Annotated in this window: 14 protein-coding genes and 1 pseudogene; 9 read left to right on the top strand and 6 right to left on the bottom strand. The window is 67.8% G+C overall.

From position 1 onward, the window contains the following. Nucleotides 1–135: 135 nt before the first annotated feature. Together Poly30_RS28270 and Poly30_RS28265 are read left to right on the top strand one after the other, a co-directional pair. Nucleotides 136–969 (top strand): annotated as a pseudogene (locus tag Poly30_RS28270) (glycosyltransferase); the annotation flags it as partial. Between the two features lie 91 nt (nt 970–1,060). After that, a complete protein-coding gene (locus Poly30_RS28265) occupies nt 1,061–1,675 on the top strand; it encodes a glycoside hydrolase family 130 protein (RefSeq protein WP_419191407.1) in 615 nt (204 codons plus the stop codon). 61 nt (nt 1,676–1,736) lie between these two features. Here Poly30_RS28265 and Poly30_RS28260 read toward each other — a convergent pair whose 3' ends face one another. Then, nucleotides 1,737–1,886 carry a hypothetical protein gene (locus Poly30_RS28260; RefSeq protein WP_419191130.1) on the bottom strand — a complete coding sequence of 50 codons (150 nt, stop codon included), beginning with the start codon at nt 1,884–1,886 and terminating at the stop codon, nt 1,737–1,739. A gap of 326 nt (nt 1,887–2,212) precedes the next feature. Here Poly30_RS28260 and ygfZ point away from each other — a divergent pair, with 326 nt between their 5' ends. Then, complete coding sequence (gene ygfZ / locus Poly30_RS08535) at nt 2,213–3,304, top strand: CAF17-like 4Fe-4S cluster assembly/insertion protein YgfZ (protein ID WP_145196252.1); 1,092 nt, start codon at nt 2,213–2,215, stop codon at nt 3,302–3,304. A 345-nt stretch (nt 3,305–3,649) separates the two neighbouring features. Here the strand turns inward: ygfZ and Poly30_RS08530 are convergent, their stop codons facing one another. Further along, the gene (locus Poly30_RS08530) at nt 3,650–4,693 is read right to left on the bottom strand and encodes a Glu/Leu/Phe/Val dehydrogenase dimerization domain-containing protein (RefSeq protein ID WP_145196250.1); all 1,044 of its coding nucleotides are present in this window, start codon (nt 4,691–4,693) and stop codon (nt 3,650–3,652) included. Nucleotides 4,694–4,830: 137 nt separating this feature from the next. Between Poly30_RS08530 and Poly30_RS08525 the strand changes: the two genes are divergently transcribed. Together Poly30_RS08525 and Poly30_RS08520 are read left to right on the top strand one after the other, a co-directional pair. After that, entirely contained in the window at nt 4,831–5,814 is a 984-nt protein-coding gene (locus tag Poly30_RS08525) for a HEAT repeat domain-containing protein (protein WP_145196248.1), read from the top strand. A 53-nt stretch (nt 5,815–5,867) separates the two neighbouring features. Next, nucleotides 5,868–7,214, top strand: coding sequence for a hypothetical protein (locus tag Poly30_RS08520; protein ID WP_145196246.1), 1,347 nt, complete (start codon nt 5,868–5,870; stop codon nt 7,212–7,214). A gap of 36 nt (nt 7,215–7,250) precedes the next feature. Here the strand turns inward: Poly30_RS08520 and Poly30_RS28255 are convergent, their stop codons facing one another. Continuing rightward, entirely contained in the window at nt 7,251–7,775 is a 525-nt protein-coding gene (locus Poly30_RS28255) for a hypothetical protein (protein WP_419191128.1), read from the bottom strand. A gap of 149 nt (nt 7,776–7,924) precedes the next feature. Between Poly30_RS28255 and galK the strand changes: the two genes are divergently transcribed. After that, the gene (galK, locus tag Poly30_RS08505; protein WP_145196240.1) at nt 7,925–9,169 is read left to right on the top strand and encodes a galactokinase; all 1,245 of its coding nucleotides are present in this window, start codon (nt 7,925–7,927) and stop codon (nt 9,167–9,169) included. Nucleotide 9,170: 1 nt separating this feature from the next. Here galK and Poly30_RS08500 read toward each other — a convergent pair whose 3' ends face one another. After that, nucleotides 9,171–10,811: a tetratricopeptide repeat protein gene (locus Poly30_RS08500; protein WP_145196238.1), complete on the bottom strand. Its 1,641-nt coding sequence runs from the start codon at nt 10,809–10,811 to the stop codon at nt 9,171–9,173. Nucleotides 10,812–10,890: 79 nt separating this feature from the next. Here Poly30_RS08500 and Poly30_RS08495 point away from each other — a divergent pair, with 79 nt between their 5' ends. After that, nucleotides 10,891–11,313: a hypothetical protein gene (locus tag Poly30_RS08495; RefSeq protein WP_145196236.1), complete on the top strand. Its 423-nt coding sequence runs from the start codon at nt 10,891–10,893 to the stop codon at nt 11,311–11,313. Nucleotides 11,314–11,870: 557 nt separating this feature from the next. Here Poly30_RS08495 and Poly30_RS08490 read toward each other — a convergent pair. Continuing rightward, entirely contained in the window at nt 11,871–15,512 is a 3,642-nt protein-coding gene (locus Poly30_RS08490; protein WP_145196234.1) for a carboxypeptidase-like regulatory domain-containing protein, read from the bottom strand. Beyond that, nucleotides 15,509–17,500, bottom strand: a complete 1,992-nt coding sequence (locus Poly30_RS08485; RefSeq protein WP_145196232.1) for an ATP-binding protein — start codon at nt 17,498–17,500, stop codon at nt 15,509–15,511. The genes Poly30_RS08490 and Poly30_RS08485 overlap by 4 nt, the downstream gene beginning before the upstream one ends. Nucleotides 17,501–17,563: 63 nt before the next feature. Between Poly30_RS08485 and Poly30_RS08480 the strand changes: the two genes are divergently transcribed. Both Poly30_RS08480 and Poly30_RS08475 read left to right on the top strand, forming a co-directional pair. Beyond that, nucleotides 17,564–18,592 (top strand): glycosyltransferase family 9 protein, encoded by a 1,029-nt coding sequence (locus tag Poly30_RS08480; protein ID WP_145196230.1) that lies wholly within the window; start codon nt 17,564–17,566, stop codon nt 18,590–18,592. Nucleotides 18,593–18,685: 93 nt separating this feature from the next. Beyond that, nucleotides 18,686–21,265, top strand: coding sequence for a choice-of-anchor B family protein (locus Poly30_RS08475; RefSeq protein ID WP_145196228.1), 2,580 nt, complete (start codon nt 18,686–18,688; stop codon nt 21,263–21,265). Nucleotides 21,266–21,469 lie beyond the last annotated feature (204 nt).

Here is a 21,469-nt window from a genome sequence, read left to right as displayed (position 1 = left end):
GCCGCCCAGTATCACCGACCCGATAGCGAAAGCGCCCATGGTGCAGGATTGACCCCTCGTCCGCCGTTGGAGCGTCCCCAATCCCCCCCCGCTCCATCCGAGGCCCAGGTAGAACGGCCTGAACGCTCCAGCGGAATGCCGCACGACGAACGCGGGCGGAACTGCCCGCTCTCATCCTCGATCCGCAAGATCGCGATGATCGGCAATCACCTGCCGCGCCAGTGCGGAATCGCCACGTTCACGACGCACCTCGGCGAGGCGATACGAGAGAACCTCGCGGACGTCGATTGCTTCGTCCTGGCGATGAACGACATGGGAGAGCGGTACGACTACCCGGACGCGGTGCGCTTCGAGATCGAGGAGCGCGAGCTCGCTTCCTATCGCCGCGCCGCCGACTTCCTGAACGTCAACACCGTCGACGTGGTCAGCGTCCAGCACGAGTACGGGATCTTCGGGGGCCGTGCGGGCACCTACCTGATCGCGCTTTTGCGTGAGCTGCGCATGCCCATCGTCACGACGCTGCACACCATCCTCGCGGAGCCCGGTGACGATCAGCGCGCGGTCATGGACAAGCTGATCGCGCTCTCCGATCGCCTCGTGGTCATGAGCGAACACGCGATCGAGCTGCTTCGGCGCGTTCACGGGGTTCCCGCGAGCAAGATCGATCTGATCCCCCACGGGATTCCGATGCTCCCCGCTGGCAATGCCAGCAAGGCGCGCATCGGCGTGGAAGGTCAGCGGGTGATCCTCACCTTCGGGCTGCTCTCGCCCGACAAAGGCATCGAGTACGTGATCGACGCGCTGCCGGCCATCGTCGAGCGCTTCCCTGACACGATCTACATCGTCCTGGGCGCCACTCACCCCCACATCCGGGAGCGGGAGCGGGAGGGCGAGGCGTATCGAAGGATGCTGGAGGCGCGCGGTCGCAAGCTTGGTGTCGAGGCCCACGTGGTCTTCCACAACCGCTTCGTCAGTCAGACGGAACTCAACGACTTCCTCTCGGCAACGGACGTCTACGTGACCCCATACGGCGTTCAGCGAGGACGGGCCGGGGGTCGCTCTGGCGCTCACGAAGGACTTCAAGACCTTCGAGCGCTACGGGATGGTGATGCAGCCCGACGACAAGGACGCCTGCCTCCTGCCTCACCGGATCGACGGCAACTTCGCCCTCGTCCACCGGCCGATGCACGAGATCGGCACGCACATCTGGATCTCCTACTCGCCGGACCTGCGCAACTGGGGCGGGCACAAGCTGATGCTGCCGGCTCGCAAGGGCGCCTGGTGGGACGCCAACAAGATCGGGCTCTCTCCGCCGCTGATCGAGACGCCCGAAGGCTGGCTGATGATCTACCACGGAGTTCGCCACACGGCGGCCGGAGCGCTCTATCGCCTGGGCCTCGCCCTCTTCGCGCTGGACCGCCCGGACATCTGCCTCGCGCGCGGCGACTCGTGGGTCTTCGGCCCCGAGACCAGCTACGAATGCCACGGCGACGTGGGCAATGTGGCGTTCCCATGCGGCTATACGATCGGAGATGACGGCGACACGCTCCATCTCTACTATGGCGCCGCCGATACGAGCATCGCGCTCGCCACGGCCAGCATCAGGGCGCTGCTCGATTGGCTCGCGCGCAACGGTGAGACCGCCCCGTCCGGAGCTCTCGCCGGGAGCGTTTGAGCCACGGGCGGGCGGCTGTCGCGGACTGCAGGCCGTGGTACAGGACGAACGCACTCGACGCTCAGGCGATGATTTCGAGGAGGTTCGCGGCCCAGGTGATGGCCACCGCCACGGCGGCGACGGGGGCGTAGCCAGCACGCACCGGGGGGCGACGGCCGAACGCACGCAGCGCGAAGCGGCTGAAGAGGTTGAGGCCGTAGGCCACCGACACGAAGCAAGCCAGGGCCGAGAGCCGCGTCCGAGACCTGCTCCATCACCGAGTGTGAGAGAGCGCGGCGGCGACTCCTCTATCAGGGGTTCCACGACCGCGAGGTTGTGGCGGATGGCGCTCCCGAAGGGGCACCCTTCCCCGCAGAGAGCGGTCATGGCCGCGACCGCCCGGCGACCGGCCGCACGGGCGAGGACCGGCCCCGAGTGGACCCGAGCGAGCCGCGGTCCAGATCCAGTACCAGGAGCGACGTGGTGACAGAAGGAGACCGTCAATCCTCTCGGACTCGAGGTTGCGCCACCCGTGCGAGGACCTACGATCCTTGGCCCATGCAGAAGAGCCCCCTACGCGCAGTCCACGAGTCCGCCGGTGCCCGACTTCGCCCGGAGGAGGCTGGCGGCCAGGTCATTACCTACGGCGATGTCCCGGCCGAGTACGCCGCCGGTACGCAGGAGGGCGCGCTCCTCCTGGATGTCACGACGCGCGGTCTCCTGACCGTCATGGGCAAGGATGCGAGGGACTTCCTCCACCGTATTCTCGCCAACGACATCAAGGGACTGACCAGCGGACAGGGCAATCGGAACCTGCTCCTCACGGGCAAGGGCAAGATCGTGTCGATGTTCGACCTCTGCTGCCTCGGCCAGGGCTTCCTGCTGTCCACGCCGCCCGGCCAGGCGGGGCCGCTACGCGACGCGCTCGACATGTACCTTTTCACCGAGGACGTGACGCTGGCGGACGAGACCGAGGCCCATGCGCCCATCGAGATCGTCGGCCCAGGCGCGGCTGAGATCATCGAGAGCGTTCTCCCGGACTTCGACCCCACATCGGACACGCCGCATACTTTCCAGTTCGTCCCGTTCCACCTCGACGACTCGGATGACTCGGACGCCGCCGCGATGACCAAGGTCACGCCGATGCTCGTGGCTGGGAGATCGGGCTTCCGGCTGGAGACCGAGCCGGAACACGTGGCCGAACTCTGGCGCGTCCTCCAGGAATTCGGCGCCACCCCCGGCGGTCTCGTGGCCTACGACAGCCTGCGCGCCGAATCGGTCGCGGGCGAATTCGGCCGCGATATCACCGACGACGTCTACCCCCAGGAGGCGCGGCTGGAGGATGCTTTCTCGCTCACGAAGGGCTGCTATATCGGGCAGGAAGTCGTGGCGAAGATCGACACCTACGGCGGGCTGAACAAGCGTCTCTTCCGACTGCGCGTCAGCCACGACGATCCCGTCGCCCCGGGCACCAGGATCCTTCGATCGATCGACGGCGAATCCCGAGATCTTGGCGTGGTGACGACCTGGGCGTATTCGTTCGAAGCCGATGGGGGCGTCGTCTTGGGCTACCTGAAGCGCAAGCACCAGGAGCCTGGGACCGAGTTCCTGCTCGGGGAGACCGGCGCGACGGCGGTGCTCCAGGACTGAGACAGTCGTTGGCCCCCCGGCCAGCTTAAGCAAAGAATCACCCGGCCTTACCTTCGCTGAAATGGGGGCGATCCATGGTACTCCCATGAGTCGATCGTTCACCGATAGCCAGGCAGGGGGAGGAGTCCCTGCGTCCCCTGCCCCCCACTCCTCGATCTGGGCCGAACTGCCGGTCGAGTGTCTGCCCGCCATGGCGCTGGGAGCTGGCTTGGCCCTGACAACGGTCTGCTTGCAAGGAGCCGACCCTTCCACCCATGCGGGTGCCACGCTCCTCGGCGGCGCCGTGGGTCTTGCGATCAGCATCACCGTCAGCGTTCTCGCGCGCCGACGTGCCAGTTCACGCGCTCACGCGCGCCAGGCAGCAATCCGCTCCTCGGCGATCCGAATGGCCACCCGGAGCGGCGCGTCATCTTCCTCGATCGCCCTGGAGAGCACCTTGTCCGCGGCCGCGCCGATGCGTAGTCCGATGGACTCGACGGGCTCCCTTCGATTCTCCAGATGGAAGATCGTCCCGCGCACGAGTGCGCCCGAGTTGATCACGAAGTCCGGCACGTAGAGAATCTCCATGTCGAACAGCTCGTCGCCGATGATCGCCCGTGCGAGCTGGTTGTTCGCGCCCCCGGCGATGATCTGACAGCGCAGTCGACTGATCGAAAGGTCGTGTAGATTGCCGCCGATCGCGTTGGGGCTGAAGACGTCGCAGGGCTCATCGAGCGCCATCGAGGCGTCCACGATTTGGATCCCATGGCGGTCCCGAACCTCCTCCGCGCGCTCGTCGTCGAGGTCCGCGCCGACCACCTCGGCCCCCTCGCGGACGAGGCGTCGGACGAGTCCTTCCCCCAGCGCGCCGAGCCCCTGCACGACGATCCGGCGATTGGCCCAGTCCGTTTCACCGAACTTCGAGCGGAGCGCGGCAGCGATCCCCATGAACACGCCCTCAGCGGTCGCCTCGGGGAGCTCACCCGGGCCATTCACGCCCGGATCCGTGACGAATCGCGTCTTCTCGGTAACGAGCGCCAGTTCGGTGGGGCCCGTGTTCAGGTCCGGGCCCGTGTAGAAACGGCCCCCCATTTGCTCCACGAACTCGCCCACATGGCGGTAGGCACCCGGCCAGTCCACCCCTTCTCGGTCCATCAGCACGATCTTGCCCCCCCCGGCCGGGAGGTCGAGGAGCGCCGATTTGTGGGTCATCGCCCGGGAGAGCCGCAGGCAGTCGAGGAGGGCTTCTTTCTCGTCACGGTATTCACGGCGCCGGATGCCTCCGAAGGCCGGGCCGCGCACCGTGTCGTGAACGCCCAGAAAGCCGCGTAGACCGGACTGGCGGTCGTGTAGGGCGACGACCTGCTCGAAGCCCTCTCGGGCCATGGCATCGAGGATGTGGATGGACATGAGTGCGGCGAAGGGTACTGACCCCGACGGCGATTCGAAGCGCGCGATCCGGAGATGCTGTCGAGGATGGCGGGAAGAAATCGAAGTGGGACGCGTCTCCGCCTATTCTGGCGCGCCCCGCAACGCTCGATTTCACCATGTCTACCCAATGCTTGATCCACTCCGTCGGCCTCGCGATCACCGCAGGCCTGCTCTTCGGCTGCGCAGCCTCGGGGGACGGCGCCGGAAAGTCCGGAGCCGCTCGGGAGGATGGGACGCCCGTCGAGTACCTGGGACCGACCGAAATCGAGCCGTACGACGCCAAGCTCATCCAGGACCGGCGCTCCGCCGGCCTTCTGCTCGCCGAGCTCGACAAGTCCATGCGAGCCTGGAACAACATCGTGCTCGACGGCAAGGCGTCCCAGGATCTGACGCGGCTGGACCTCCTGGAGAGCACCCTCCGCCACGACGTCAGCCGGCATCACCAGCTCCTCGTCGATCAGCTCCAGACCGGTCCGCTGATCAACCGCCAGATCGCCGCTGCCGCCCTCGGATTCAGCAACAACCCCGACTCCCTGGGCCCGCTCCTCGGCGCGCTCCAGGACCCGAACGAGGATGTGGTCGCCAATGCGCTGCTCGGGCTCTCGACGCTGCATTCGCCTCGCACCCAGGTCGGCGGGATCGCCAGCCTGTTCGCCGACTCGACCAAGCCAGTGAACATCCGCAGCAACGCGGGCCGAACGCTACGCGCGATCCCCCTCGGTAACCTCGACGAAGTATCCCGCGCCCAGGTGATCGACGCTTCCAGGCTGGCCCTCGGGGACGAGGAAGCCTCCGTGCGCGTCCACGGATCACTGATCCTGGCCGAGCTGGTCGACCCCGAGGCGATCCAGCGGCTCAGCCTTCTCCTGACCGACCCCTCTCCCCTCGTGGCCCGCGCCGCGAGCCGATCGATCGCCCGGATCGGCAGCGTGGACTCGACCCTCAAGGGCCGGGCCGCTCGCGCCCTGGCCGCGTTCATCGACAAGGTGGACCGCAAGAACGTCCGCCGGGCCCTCCTGGATGACCTCCAGCGCATGGCCCAGGTCAACTACGGAGAAGATACCGAGGCCTGGATGGAGTACGCTCACAAGCTGCCCTAGGGCCAAACACCGTCAGGTTGAAACCACCCGACGTCGGGTGACTAAGGCCCAGCATGCGCTCCCCCATTCCCGCTTTCCTGCTCCTGGGCCTCTCCTCGACCCTGTTTCCGATGGAGGCTGCCCGTTCCGCGGGACGGCTCCCCGCGGGGATCCAGCAAGGGGAATCCCTGGAGGATCCGGTCGACCGCGCCGCTCGCGAGGCGTTCGCGGCGCTTCCCCGGCGCCAGAAGATCGGGCGGATCCGCGGTCTGAACGCCCGCTCCGAGGTCAGATTCGTCTCCTTGCCGGACACGGTCTTCACCTTGGAAGGCTCGTTCAGCGCTCCCCAGCGCAGCCGGGTGATCCTTTCCAGCGCCGACGGAGCGTTCGAGCGCTATCAGGTGGGCGCCACGCTCTTCGGACGCGACCTCCGCGGGGGCGTGGCTGCCGAGGCGACGCCGAGCTATGTCCTGACGAAGAATGGCCGTACGGAGACGCTGCTGGATATCGAGCTTCGTCGCGCGCTGTTCTTCTGGCCGGACGCCCCCGAGTTCACGGGCAGCGGCACCACGTTCACGGCGAAGATCGAAGACCTCGGCGTGCTGCTGGCGACGGTCGAGGAGACATCAGGACTTCCGACCAAGATCAGCTCGTTCGGACGGGACGGGAAGATCGCGGCCGAGTTTCACTCGATCGTCTGGGCGCGGCCGGGATCCGAGGACGCAAGGGCTTGGCCCGCCTCGTTCGTCTTCGCCGCCGGCGGCAGCGACCTCTGGAAAGAAGCCGTCGAGAACGTCGAGGACGAGTGGCTCTTCTCGGACGTGTGGTTTCTTCCGAGAGACCGGGTCACCAGCGTGATTGGCGTGGAAGCGACGGACAAGCTGCGGGTCCAAGCTCTGCACGGCGCGTGGATCTATCGCTGGGATCTGACCGAGAACCCCCTTTCGACGGAGGCTACGAGCCTCCAGGAGGCGGCGAATGCAGGAGCCGCCAGCTGGACATCGATCCTGACCTTGGTCGACATACTCGGGCGGGAGCTACCTGGTCTCACCGCTTCGCCCTTCGTCGAGCTGATCCTCGACGAGAAAGGGCGACCCACCGCGCTCGAGTACGAGATCATCAGCAGCGGGCCGCAGAAGCTGCCCGGCAGTCGACTCACCTATCGTCCGCCGAGTATCGTCTGGGCCTATGCACTCGATCTGACGACGAAGGAGAGGGACCTGGACGCCCTGTCAGTCGCGCGCTCGGCACTCGCGGAAGCGACGAAAGCGAAGCAAGGCGCTCCAGTCGGCAGTCGACTGCGCTTCCGGGTCGGAGAGGAATCCCTCGGCGACGTCACGCGCAGCGTCGGCATCGATCTCGAGCTGGTGGCGGACGCCCCGCCCGGCCAAGAGTCACCGGTAAAGGAGCCCGTCAAGTAGCCGCTATCGGCGCGCTGATAGGTCGGCCGTCCTGCCCTACCTGGAAGCGTCGGCAGCTTCTTCCGGGCTGAGCCCGAGCGACTCACCGTTGAAGCCCCACGTGCCCTTGACGCGGGCACTGCGGATCGAGATCAGCTCCAGGATCCAGTCGAACCAGCCCCAATCCGTCTGGCTCACGGACGTGGCGTGGGTGTTGGGAAGGCCTGCGTCCGCGATGTTCTCGTGCGCCACCTGAATCGCCGGCCGTGGGAACGAATAGGAGACCAGCGTGAAGGACCGGGCGGACGAGTTGAACGTGCCCGATGTCTCGGTGTCACGCTTCACGCTCAGGGACGCGCACGAGCTGAAGGCCAGCACGGCCGTCATCAGGATCGCACCGCGGCGGCGGGGGCCGAGGCCCGCGCGAAGAGCCGGGCCCTGGGCGAAGCCCTCAGTCGGGCCCTGGGCGAAGCCCTCAGTGGGGCCCTGTGTAGAGCCAACAGCGGTGCCGTCAGCAGAGCCGTCAGCAGAGCCGTCAGCAGAAGTGGGCCTCTGGAGTCGCGTCGGGTAGAAGGGCTTCATCGTCTTGGGGTTCATCGTCATCTCGGGGCTGTTACCTTACCCGTCCGGGCGATCCGAAATCAGGGGCGCAATCTCGCAAACCACTGTCCTTCGACGGGCTTCCTGCCGATAGTTCCCCCGTCCTCCCGTCACTCTACGCCTTTCCTTCCATGGGACCCCTTTCCTCATCGCCGACTCCGACCCTCGGCTCCAGCGCCGATGGCGCTCTGGAAGGGGGCCTGGAGGCCAGCCTGGCCGCCCACAGGACCGCTTTCCGGGCCGCATTCGGGCCCGCGACGAGGATCCTGTCCTACTTCTCCCCCGGGCGGGTGAACCTCTTTGGCGGGCACCTCGACTACAACGGAGGCCCCGTGGTCCCCACGGCCATCGATCGAGGAACGTTCCTGTGCCTCGCGCCGCGCAAGGACGGACGCGTGCGACTCGTTTCCACTTTCGGGGACCAGGGCTTCGACGGAACCCTGGGGTCACTACCCGACGTACGTCAGGGTGCCTGGTTCGACTACCCGCTGGGCGTGGTTCGCGAGCTGATCGGGACGATCGGGCAGAAAGAGCGCCTGCGGGGAGGCTTCGACCTCCTGTTCGGCGGCAATCTCCCGGTCGGTGCCGGTCTTTCCTCCTCCGCTTCGATCTGCGTCGGCACGGCGTTCGCGCTGGACAACGCCTTCGAGCTTGGGCTCGATCCCGTCGACCGCGTCTCGGCGGCACTGGCCTCGGAGCGAGAGTTCGTCGGGGTGCAGTGCGGGATCATGGATCCCTACGCCGTCGGGTTCGCCCGTCCGCGCCGCGTCCTCTGGCTCGACTGCAAGGACCGCTCGTTCGAACACCTGCCCCTCGACTTCGACCGACTCTCGATCGGCGTCGTCGACACGGGCGTCCAGCGCGCACTCGCCCGGGGCGAATTCAACCGGCGCGTCGCGGAATGCAAGACCGCCTTCGATGTCCTCCAGCCCCACGCGCCAGGCTCCGAGGTCATGCGGGACGTCCCACGCGATGTCCTCGACGCCCACGTGGGCGAACTCGATCCCACCGTCGCGAAACGCGCGACCCACGTCCTCGAAGAGGTCCAGCGCACCTTCCTCGCCCGCGAAGCCCTTCTCGTGAATGACTTCACGAAGCTCGGCGAGCTGATGACCGCCACCCACCGTTCCTTCCAGACGCTCTACGAGTGCAGCTGCGAAGAACTGGACGTCCTCGTCGACGCGGCCGTGGCGTGCGACGGCGTGTTCGGCGCACGCCTCACTGGCGCAGGATTTGGCGGCTGCATCGTCATGCTGGTCGACGCGGACGCGACGGAACAGGCGACGGCGTCCGTCCAGATCGCCTTCGAGAAGCGATACGGACGAACGCCGCCTGTGGCATTCTTCCAGGGGGACGAGGGTCCCCGCAGGATCTGAATCAGAACTGTGAGGAGCCAGACTCGGTGGCTGGGCGCTCTTCGGAAGAGGCCTCCTCACCAAACATGATCCGGTGCGCGCTGCTCTGAATCAGCTTGCCCTCGTTCGTGTTGCGAAGCTCTTCGCTGAATGGATTCTCCAGCAGACTCCACGCGGCATCTGGTCGGCCACCGAAGAGATAATTGGCGGACAAGACGAGCCGTGCATCCATGTCGAGCACGTGGTCCTCGACGTAGCGCTCCAGCGTCGCCAGCTGACGATCGAACTGCGCGGGATCCGCGTAGAACTCACGCTTGTCGACGAGGTTGCGAGCCAGGTCAGGCTCACGATCGAACGCCTGGCGCAGTGCATAGGCCGCGTAGCGATAGTCGCCCGTCGCGAAGAGCGCATCCGACAGCACGAGATAAAGGATGCCGCTGTCGGACGAGAACTCGACGGCCTTCGCGTAGAAGTGCGCTGCGTCTCCGAAGCGAGCCTCGCGGAACGCGCGGTCGCCCTGGGTCAAGTAGTACGCGGCGGCACGGTTGAGTTCGCGCTGAAGACCCGGATCGGTCGCTTCGGGCGGCAGGGCCGTCGACGGGACCGCGGCTTCGACGTACTCGGGCTGAACGACCACCTCGCCCACGACCGGCTGCTCCTCGGCAGGGACCTCGATGTAGATGATCTCGGGCTCGGGATCGTCGTAGACGATGAACGACGTGCTGGCCGGAAGGAAAGGGCCGAGCCAGATGCAGTTGTTGCGACGGTACCTGAGCGGCGTCCAGCCGTAGTACCCCCCCCAGTTTCCTCCGTAGAGCCAGTAGTTCTGCCAGCAGAGCCCGGTCACGTAGAAGGGCGACCAGAAGAAGCTACACCAGCCGTTCGAGTAGTTGCCTCCCCAGTAGTTCCAGAAGCAGCTGTTGTAGTAGGGATCGACGTAGCCGCCATAGCCGTAGCCACCGTTGAAGCCGCCGTTCCAGCCGCGCGCGGCCTGGTTGCCCGCCTGGATCGGGCGACCGTTCCCGATCACAGAGGGGTTACCACGGCCGCCGCGGCCATCGGTGGAACCCACTGCCCCCACGGCCGACTTGCGACGCGCTGCGGCGACCCGGTTCGCATACTGCTGGCGGGCCGTCTCGATCCTGGCGTTGTTCGACGCCGCCTTCGCATCCTGGGCGCTCTGCTTGATGCGGGCGTTCGTGATGCGCACGTCGCGGGAAGCATTCGCCGCCTTTTCGCGAGCCGCCTGGGTGCGTGCCGCTGCCGAGCGAGCGGCGGCATCCCGGCGGACGGCCTCGATGCGAGCGGCGTTGGAGGCCGCTTGATCCGAGCCGCTGGGACGGGAGAGGTTCCCGCGCTGGTCGGAGAGCCCTCGGACGTCGCCCGAGCTCTCTTTTGAGTCGCGCACCGGACGACCGACCGTCGGATCCGCTGGATTCCCAGCGGGTCGACCCGCGGGGCCTCCACCCTTCTGGCTGTCGTAGCGGTCTGCCACGTCGCGCGGAGTGATCGGGCGCGACGAATTCGCGGGGGCGCCGGGCCGACCCGCTTCCGCCGCCTTGGTGCGCGCTGCCGTGATACGACGTCGCGCCTGATCCAGCTCGGCGGCGGAGCTGGTGCTGCGAACGCGCTGGCTCAGCGAACGAGCCGAACCTGGTGCCATCGGACGGCCGCTGCCCGCCGCGTTGACGGAAGGGCGAGGAATGGGCGCGCGGGACGGGACGACCGCTTCACCGAAGTCGATGACCGTCGAACCGCGACCGGAGGACGGACGACCCGTGGTGGAAGAGCTGCCTGAACTGGCCGATGGACGACCGGCGGGGGGACTCGAGGATGAGGGCCCGCGTGAAGGAACGAGCGATGGCGTCGAAGGACGACCCGTCGGAGCGGGACGGCTGGCGTCGGGCCGGGACGCCGAGGGCGCAGGGCGGGACGGAGTCGACGTGACCGGGGGCGAGGTCGTCGAGGGACGGCCAGTGCTTGGACGACTGGACGACGGGCGCGACGTCACGACCGGCGGGCGAGAAGGCGCGGGCCTCGACGTGCTGGGCCGGGTCGGCGCGGGCCTCGATGTGGAAGGTCTCGACGGAGCGGGACGCGAGGTCTGCGGCCTGGACGTTTGTGGTCTCGACGTCTGCGGCCTCGAGGCTGGCCTTGATGTTTGAGGTCTCGACGTCTGGGGTCTCGACGTCTGAGGCCGCGAGCGCTGGGTGGACTGCGGCCTGGAGGCCGGTCGGCTGGTCCCGGTGCGTCCGCGTTGAGCGGATGCCTCAGCCGCTGGACTGGCACCCAGTGGCGCCGTCCAGGCGATCGAGCCGAGCAGAACGCCGATCAGCGCGATCTTCGACCGGAGTCGAAGTACCGGGATCAGGCGCGGGGTGGGAATGGAGTCATTCATGGTCATGGTCCAGTTGGGAACGCGGGGCGCGTGTCCGACGGGATCAAATCCTATGCCGTCCGCCCAGGGCAGCGCCATGGAATGGTATGGAGGCGCCTTCACCCGAACTTCGGATCCCTTTGACTCCGCACAAATGGCCCTGGTGCCCCTCTCCGGACGGTCCACCTGCGTCCATCGGTCCCACGGGGACTGGTTCTGCGCCGCAGCGTCCCGACCTGGGCCGGTGGACTGCGAACCAGCCTGTCCGACTTGCCGAGGGCGGCGTCCTCCCTGGTGGACGCCCGCCTGGCCGCGCTGGAAGACGCTGCCGCCGCAGATCACCCTTCAGCGAAGGACGATTTCGAGACGCCTGGTGCCGGTCCCCTCGAGCTCTACCTGACGTTCCGTGGACGAAAATCCCTGGCTCGCCCGAAGCCGATAGACACCCGGCTCGAAGCGCCCTAGCGGCATGAGCCCCTCTGAATCCGTCGTATTCGAACCGCTGAAGAACTGGCTCAGGAACGTGCTCGAGCCGCTCGCCGCAGCGGTTGTCGCTTCGTCCTCCGCTCGACTCAGGAAGCATGCGACCCCTGCCCGAGGCGTCCCCGATCCGTCGACCACGCGGACCTCGATCTCCAGGCCGAGGACCAGCGTGAGGCGTAGCTCCTCCGAGTCCCGCCCTTCCTCCACCACGACCTCACGCAAGGAGCCGGCCGCGAATCCTTCCGCGCTCGGTCGAACCTTCCACGTGCCAACACCGAGCCCTCGGACTTCGAACGCTCCTTCGGCATCCGCGAGCGCCCTGCGCGGCGCGAGGCCGTCGGCGCCCACGGGAATGGCGAGCACCTCGGCCCCCTCGACTCCGTCTCCGGCGCCGTCGAGCACGAGCCCGCGGAGGGAACGGCCGGGGTCGAGAACGATCGTCCCGAGGTCCACGGTCTCATCCTCTCCGACCCGAATCTCGACGTCTTCGGGCGGCGCAAAGTCCGCGGAGCGCGCATCCCCGACCAGCACCAGGCGATAGCGCCCTTCGTCGAGGCCGTCGAACCGGAAGCCTCCCTGCCGGCCGGTCGCCTTCGATCCGTCCCGCCACCGCCCGCCGCTCCCGCGACCACCGGTCATGCCCTGCGAGAGGCGCCGCGTCAGGCCCGTGAGCAGTCCCCCGCTACCAGAGCGTCCCGTGCGCTCCAGTCGAAGCCGCAGCCCCTGTACCGCTTCCCCCGACTCGGCGGAAACGAAGCGTCCCCGAACCACGCCTTCGGGTAGCTCCAGGTCCTCCACCAGCTGCGGCGCATCGGGCACATCGATCAGGAACTCGCCGCTCGGCCCGTCGCCCTCGAAGGTCACCTGATACTCGCCTGGGCTGAGCCCCTCGAAGACGTAGCTCCCGTCGTTCTCGACGGGTGCCGCCTTGAAGTCGAGCCCCAGGAGCCCCTCGGACTCGAGGTTCAGCGCCAGCAGCATCCCGCTCGAGACGGGCGCACCACCGCGCGTGACCAACCCGGTGACGCGGCAGGCGCTGGCCGACGTATCCACGAGATGGTGGGTCACGACCCGCTCCTCGGGGACGTGGACGAGCCCGAAGTTCAGCGTCCCGAGGAAGCTCATGATCGAGAGGTTCTCGTCGCCGCGCGTCGCGACGATCAGGTAGGGACCACCCTCCATGTGGAGCATCTCGTAGGCTCCATCGACGCGCGAACGAGCCTGGTGCAACTCACCGTTCGACGTGGGGCCGCCGGCCATTCCCGGCGAAACGGCCAGCACCATCGCATCGCGAACGGGCTGCCCGAAGCGGTCGGTGACCTTTCCACGGAGCCCTCCGCCCTCCGTCAACGTGATCGTGACAGGAGAGTTTCCGTCGCCTCGCTCCACGCTCGTGAGCACGGCGCCCGCGCGGTAGTCGCGGTGGAAGGCGAGGATCTCGGCGGGTCCGGCGTCGAGGCCGACGAGTTCGAAGGAGCCGTCCCTCGCGGTGCTAACCGCTCCTTCTCCGAGGAAACCGAGCGCCACGAGGTGCCGCAGAAGCCCGACCGGTGGGGCGCGACGCTGCCTCCGCCGCCCCTTTACGGCCAGCGCCGATTCGATCGAACCGCGTCCGTCCTCCAGGCGTTCGAACGCCGTCGCGATGAGCGCTTCGGTCGTGACCTGCGCGCCGGCGATAGGCTCGCCCTCGGCGTCGACGACGAGGCCGCGGAGCGTGGCGCCAGGCTCCAGTTTCAGCTCGAGTTCGGGCGCCGCGCCCCCCTCGGGTACGTGCACCACGGCTCTTTTGGGAAGGTAACCTCGCGCCAGAACCGTCAGCTCCTGCTCCCCGCCCGCGATCCCGGCGAGTTCGAAGCGACCGTCCTCTCCTTCGAACTCCACGCCGCCAGCAAACGGATTGAATCGACTCGGCGCCGCGGGGTCCGCTTCGATCCGGCCCGACACGGAGACCGTGAAGCTCGCCACCGGCGCTTCCGTCAGCGCATCGCTGACGGAACCGAGGATCGCCCCGCCGCGGTGCAGGACGACCTCGACCGTCGCTTCCTCGTCACCTGGCTCCCAGCGAGCGCGCCCCACCTCGTAGCCGCTCTTCAGCGCGCGGATTTCGAAGGGCGAGTCACCGCCGAGCGGGCCTGCCACGAAGGCGCCTTCATGGTCCGACACGGGGAACTCGAATTCCTTCATGCCCGCGGCGAAGAGCGGTGCGAGCGAAGGCTGCCCCTCCACGGAAGCGACGTCGATCACGTTCCAGAGGATGCGCGCGCCGGGGACCGGAGCACCGCTGACGTCGACCGCGCGGCCGCGCACCTTGGGTCCGCGAAGGAGAGCGAAGTCCCGGGCCTGGACCTCGGCTCCCGGCGAATTCGGCACCTGCACCAGCGGCCCACGCGCCGGAACGTGATCGTCCGCCATGGCGAGCAGATCCACCGCGCCCGGCGGAACTCCTGTGAGCAGGTAGCAGCCGTCCTCCCCCGTGACCGTGTGCGTGGCCATGAGGAGTTCCTTGGCCAGCTTCAGGTTCCGAAGGCCCCGCGGCAGCGCAGCGACCTGCGCGCCTGCCACCGGCGCGGTACCTGGCTCCGCGCCGGAGCCGGGACTCGAACTCGCGCTCACGATCCGCCCGCGAACCTGCGCGCCGATCGTGCCTCGGACCTCCACGACCGTGTCTTCACCCGCTCGGACCTCCAGGTCCAGGACATGCGTGATCGCCATCCCCTCGCCGATCGCGGCCAGCTCGTAGCCCTCTGCGGGCGAGACGCCCGCGAACGCGAACCGCCCATCGCGATCCGCCTCCGCGCGCAGGAAAGCCGTGACCCCATCGGCCGCCGCCTCGAGCAGGCCCATCGAACTGGTCGTCAACGCGATCTGCGCCTTCGCCACGGGCCGACCGCGCCCGTCCAGCACCTGGCCGATCACGCGGCCACCCGACCGCATCCAGACGTCCACCGGGCCCCCATCGCCGGAGCGCAGAACCCTGGCGGAAACGGGCGCGTCGGCGACGTGATGCGGGGCGGTCGCGCCGAGGTACCAGCGCCCCTCTCGCACGCCTTCGAAGGAGAACTCACCGCCGAAAGCCGTCACCGTGGTCGCGGCCGGCCTGACGCGCTGGCTGAAGTCCGAACCGGATCCGATGAATTGGGAAACCTGCGCCATGATCTCGGCGCCCGCGGGCGGAACGGGGAGGAGTTCGACGGTCACCCCTTCGAGTCCGCGCTCGGAGCCCCGCTCCAGAACGCGTCCGCGGAGACGGCCCGGGCCGCGCAGGCGAACGCTGGCGTCCCTCGTCTCTCCGTCGCTCCGAAGTGGCCCTACCTCGGCGATCTCGGCGAGCGCGGACCGTCCGGTCTCCAGCCCGGGGTCATGGTCAACCTCTGGACCTTCGAACGAAAGGGACTCGCCCCCGACGCTCGCGCCCCCGTCCTCGAAACGGAAGTAGAGGAGCCCCGCGAGCACGGCCAGCGCTAGCGCCAGGGCGCCCGCGAGTTTCCCGCTGGCCTTCCTCACGAGACCGCGCGGCTGGAAGAGCGCTTATGGACGGGAAGGCGGAGCGTCGCGATGGCCCCGCGCGTATCGGCCCGGTTCTCCAGCGTGATGCTCCCGCCGCGGTCCTCGACGATCCGACGCACGATGGCGAGTCCGAGGCCCGTTCCGCTGCTCCGGGTCGTGAAGTACGGCTCGAAGAGCGCGGTCGCGGCTTCGTCGCTGATTCCCTTGCCGGTGTCGCGGATCTCCACCTCGATGAAGTCTCCGTCGCGATCCACCCGCACCTCGATGCGATGCGCGCTCTTGCCCGGCGGCGGCTCGACGCCGTCGATCGCCTCCATCGCGTTGCTCACGAGGTTCACCAGCGCGCGCCGGAGTTCGTCCGGGTCGGCCATGACGATCGCGGGCTCCCGGATCCCGCTCTCCAGAGGCCGCTCGCCGATCAGCTCGACGCCTTCCTCCTGGGCCCACGCGTCGTTGATCTCGACGACCTCCGCAACGATCGTTCGGAGTTCGACCTCGACCGGGTCCCGATGCTCTCCTGCGAATCGATAGAAGTCCCTCGCAATATCGCGCATCGTTCGAACCTGGCGCTGGATCACGTCGATCGACTTCTCGAGGATCCCCTCGAACTCCGGCGACTTGTCGTCGTGGGCGCGCTTCAGGAGCGAGGCCCAGAGCTGGATCGGCGTCAGCGGGTTCTTGATCTCGTGGGCCACCTGCCGCGCCATCTCGCGCCAGGCCGCGTCCTTCTCGGCCTTGACGAGCTGGTCGCTGTTGTCCTTCAGCCGCAGCGTCATGCGGTTGAACGAGCGCGTCAGATCGGCGAGTTCGTCGTGGCCGTGCACGGGCACCTGAGCATCCAGATCGCCGCTCGCGACGCGGCGTGTGAAGGCCTCGAGGTCCTGGATCGGACGCGTTGTCCTGCGCGCGACGACGAAAGTCACGACGACAGCGAGGAGCAGCACGAGCGCGCTCGCCTGCGCGATGGTGCGAGTCATGCTCCGGATCGGCCCGTAGACCTCGCGGGTGTCCACGCCCACCCCCACGACCCAGCCAAAGCCGCCTTCCTTCCGGGATCGTCCGTGGCGGAACGCGGCCTTCTTGTGCTCGCCGTTGAAGTCGTACTCGGGATACATCCCCCACTTGTGAGTGCTCGCCGCCTCCACCATCGCGGGCAAATTCACGGGCGGCTCGTCCACGTGCATTCCGTAGAGCGACCGATCCTTGTGCGCGAGGATCGTCCGCGCGTCGTCTCCCCAGACCCAGGCGTAGGACGTGGCGTAGAGATTCTCGGACTGGAGGTTGCCGAGCTCCTCCTTCCGACGCCGGGTGACGCCGTAGGTGGAGATCTCGTTCTGGACGACGGACCACGGAACGAGGGTCACCACCATCCCCACCGGCACCACCTCGCTGAAGGTGGAGCGCTTGCCCAGGACCCTGTGGGCGAATCCAAAGTGATAGCGCGCTTCAGGCGGCACGTCCGTATCCTCATGGACGAAGCCGAAGCGCGTGACATCGATCGACGCGGACCCGTTCTCGAGTGCGTTCTGGAACCAGGTCTTCTCGGCCCAGGGGTAGGAGCGGAGGGCGCTGCTGGTCCACTTGTCGAGCTCCGCCCCACCCACCCTCAGCGTATTGGAGGCGACGACATGCCCGTCGTTGTCGATCGCGAGGACGAACTCCGCGGAGCCGATCTCCGAGACCAGCTCGTCGAAGAGCTGTTCGGCGGGTCGGCCGAAGATCATCGAATCGTCGTTGTAGCCCGCCAGGCAGTAGCTCACGTCCTGGACGGCCGCCAGGATCTGGGCGTTCTTGCGACTCTCCGCGACGATGCTGTCGAGCCGCTCCGAGAGTTCTGCCGCGTGACCGAGGAGGTGGTAGCGGACCACGTCCTCCGAGAACCGCTGGGAAACGAACGCGTCGACGAACCAGGCGAACCCGAGGAACGGCAGGACCACGACGGCGAGAACGGCCAGAAGCCACTTGGTGGAGATCCTTCGGATCATGGGGAGGATTGTAGGACCGATCGCTGTCATGATGGATCCGCCAAGTGCCATCCGACCTCCCCCGTGCCGACTTCCTCTCCGTCCCCCGAACGCGTGCTGATCGTTCGCATGTCCCACCTGGGGGACATCGTGCAGACCATGCCGCTCGTGCACGCGATCCGCGCGGCCTGGCCCGGTGCGGAGATCGGGTGGGCGATCCAGCCCGAGTTCGCGCCGCTGGTCGAGCCCTTCGCGAAGATCTTCCCCTTCGATCGCCGCGGGGGCGCACGCGCCTGGCCACGCCTCCGATCCGAGATGCGCGCCTGGCGGCCCGACATGACCCTGGACGCCCAGGGCAACTGGAAGAGCGCGGTTTGCACGCGCTTGTCCGGCGCACCGCGGCGCCACGGCTTCGAGCGCCGCGCCTGGCAGGAGCCGTTCGCCGCGCGTGTCGCCGGGCTCGTCCATGCGCCGCCGCCTGAATCGTCGGGGCGACACCTCGTGGCCCTTTGCCGCTCCATCGCGGCGTTCATCACCGGGGACGCGGCGCTGGCAGAACGGATCGACCCGCTCCTCTCCGAGGCGGAGATCGCGCGTGGAAGAGGGATCCTGGAAAGCGTGCGGGAAGGCGCAGCTCGCACGTCGTGGACGGTGCTGCACCCGGGGGTCGCTGGCGACCCACGAACCTGGCCCGCCGAGTCCTTCGAAGCGCTCGGCCGGAGGCTCCTGGAGCGAGGCGAGCGCGTCCTCTACCTGACGGGACCGGGGGAAGCCGAGACCGGACGTGCCCTGGGTGCCGCTGTCCCCGGCGCCGCGCACCTGGTGGGCCAGCGCGGCCTGCGCGACCTCTGCGCGATCCTGCACGCCGTCGCAAAGGGAGACGGCCAGATCTTCGTGAGCGACAGTGGCCCGGCCCACGTGGCGGCGTCGGTCGGGCTGCCCGTTCGCCTCCTCGCGGGGCCGGAGGATCCGGAGCGAACCGGTCCGTGGCCGCTGGTGACGTCTTCCGAGACTCCCCATCGCCTGGTGCCCGCCGGTGGCCTGACCGCCTGGACTGCGAGGCCGATCGGTGCCGTGACGGTGGAAGATGCGCTGTCGGTGGCAGACCGATAGGCTTCGCGGTGGAACCGAAGTCGGCGGCGAACCGTCGGACCTTCTGGGTCCGCGTCGATTCTCCGCCTCCCTCCATTTCTCCTCCCTCGATCCATGAGTCCGTTCGCACCTGGTTCCCTGCGCTCCCTCTCGATGCTGACCGGCACGGTCGCTCTCTTCGTCGGAACGATCGCACCCGCGGCTGCCGCGAGCCCGCTTCCCCCCCACGAGGACGACCCCAAGATCTTCGATCGTCGCCCGGCGATCCAGGGGACAGGGTTTCGACGCGGGGCACAGAGCGCCGAACGCGGCTCCGCGGCGGCGGGCGGGCTCGAGTTCGCTGCCCAGGGCGTGAGGCTCGAGTCCTGGCTCACCCTCGGCGATCTCGGCGGAGCGAATGATTCCGGCAACGACTGCTGGGGCTACGTCTCGCCGTCCGGCCGGGAGTATGCGCTGATCGGCACGTCGAACGCCACCGTCATCGTGGAGGTCACGGACCCCGCCAACGCGCAGGTGATCGAGCGGATCGACGGCCCCTCCAGCCTCTGGCGCGACGTCAAGGTCTACCGCGACCGGGCGTACGCGGTCAGTGAAGGCGGTAGCGGCATCCAGGTGATCAACCTCTCGAACGTCGACGCCGGCGTGGTGACGCTGGAGAACACGATCACGGGCCAGGGAACGAACGCGACCCACAACGTCGTGATCGACGAGGTCAGCGGCTACCTCTATCGCACGGGCGGCGCGGGCAACGGACTGCGCATCTACAGCCTCGCCAACCCGGGCTCGCCCCAGTTCGTCGGTTCGTGGAACTCGCGCTACGTCCACGACGCGCAGGTCGTGACCTACACGTCGGGCCCCTACGCCGGACGCCAGATTGCCTACTGCTGCAGCGGCTTCAACAACGGCTCCGGTGACACGGGACTCTCGGTCCTCGACGTCACGAACAAATCGAACATCCAGTCGCTCAGCCAGGTCGCCTACCCCGATCGGCGCTACAGCCACCAGGGCTGGCTCTCCGCCGATCGCACGCGATTCTACCTCGGCGATGAACTCGACGAGCGCGGTGGCATCAACACCACGGTGACCCGCGTCTTCGACGTGAGCAACCCGAGCAACGTCACGTTCACCGGCTCGTTCGACAACGGCGTGTCGAGCATCAGCCACAACATGTACGAGCGCGACGGCTACCTCTACCAGGCGAACTACACGTCAGGACTGCGCATCTTCGACATTGCTTCGTCCCCGGACAACCCGGAGGAGATCGCGTTCTTCGATACCGCGCCCGACCTGACCGCGGAGTCGTTCAACGGACTCTGGAGCTGCTACCCGAACTTCCCGAGCGGCACGGTGATCGGCAGCGACCTCGAACGCGGACTCTTCGTCTGGACCGTGGACCCGCTCCGCGTGGACGTGAACACGGTCCAGCTCGAAACGGTGGACAGCGCCGGCGAGGCCGTCACCGTCCAGATCGACGAGTTCACGGCGGGCAGTCTCGATGCGGCCTCGGCCAAGCTCATCGTCGAGACGGGCGCAGGCACCCTGGATGTGGCCCTTGCGCCGACGGGTGCCCCTGGTGAGTTCACGGCGTCGATTCCAGGCTACGTGTGCGGTACGGAAGTGTCCTGGTACGTGTCTGCGCTGACCACGTCCGGCGTCGAATCGACGTACCCGAAGTACGCTCCGGCGTGGCCCTTCGTGTCCTACGTCGGCACGGCGCTGACGACGGTCCGCGAGGACGACATGCAGGATGCGGCCGGCTGGGTCGGCGGGCTTCCCGGCGACACGGCGCTGCGCGGCGCCTGGGTCCTCGACGCGCCGATCGGTACGGACGCAGAGCCTTCGAGCGACCACTCGGAGGACGGACGCCGCTGCTGGTTCACCGCCCAGGGGCAGATTGCCAACAACTCGGATGCGGACGTGGACTTCGGCTTCACCACGCTGCTGACGCCGATCTTCGACATGTCGCAGCTCGCCTACCCGACGCTGGAGTACTACCGCTGGTACTCCAACAACGTGGGACAGAACCCGCCGGACGACCTCTTCCTGATCGAGATCTCGAACGATGCCGGAGCGACCTGGCAGACCCTCGAGGCGATCGGCCCGCTCGGTCCTGGAACGTCGGGCGGCTGGATCCGCTCCTCCGTCCTCGTTCCGGAGGTCATCGTGCCGACATCCCAGATGCAGCTCCGCTTCATCGCCTCCGACACGGGCAACACGAACATCGTGGAGGCCGCGATCGACGACTTCCGCATCATCGACGCGATCTGCGGAGACCCCGTGGGCACGGCCTACTGCGCGGCAGAGCCGAACTCCTCCGGCGGCACCGGAGAGATCGCGGCCGAGGGCTCGGCCTTCCTGACCCGCAATGATCTCCAGCTGGTCGCCTCGGGCCTCCCGACGTCCCAGACCGGCTTCTTCGTCGTCTCGAGCGCACAGGCGTTCGTCCCTGCGGTGGGCGGGAGCCAGGGCAACCTCTGCGTGGGCGCCAACACCGGGCGCTACCTTGCCCAGGTGGGCAACTCGGGAACGACCGGTGAAATCCGACTGATCGTCGACTCCGGCGCGATCCCCCAGCCGATGTCGACGGTCGGGACTCTGCCCGGCGACACCTGGAACTTCCAGTGCTGGCACCGAGACGCGAACCCGATGCCGACCTCGAACTTCACGCGGGGCTACTCGGTGACGTTCCGCTGATCTCCTGACGGGACTTCGAGGGGACGGCAGGCGCCCGGGATCGACGATTCCGGGCGCCTGCCGCCTGATTTCGAGGGTCCGCTGCATCGTGGGACCGCTGCCCACATACGCAACATGTGGTACCCCTCAGCAGCGAGCGGTACCAGGGAGCGCGGCAGGCCCTCCAGAAGTTCCTTGGACCGGCGGATCCCCACTGGTATCTGA

Origin of the sequence: Saltatorellus ferox, assembly GCA_007751475.1 — a bacterium.
GTDB lineage: Bacteria > Planctomycetota > UBA1135 > UBA1135.
The sequence above is the reverse complement of the archived record's forward strand: the minus strand, read 5'-3'. Positions and strand labels throughout refer to the sequence as shown.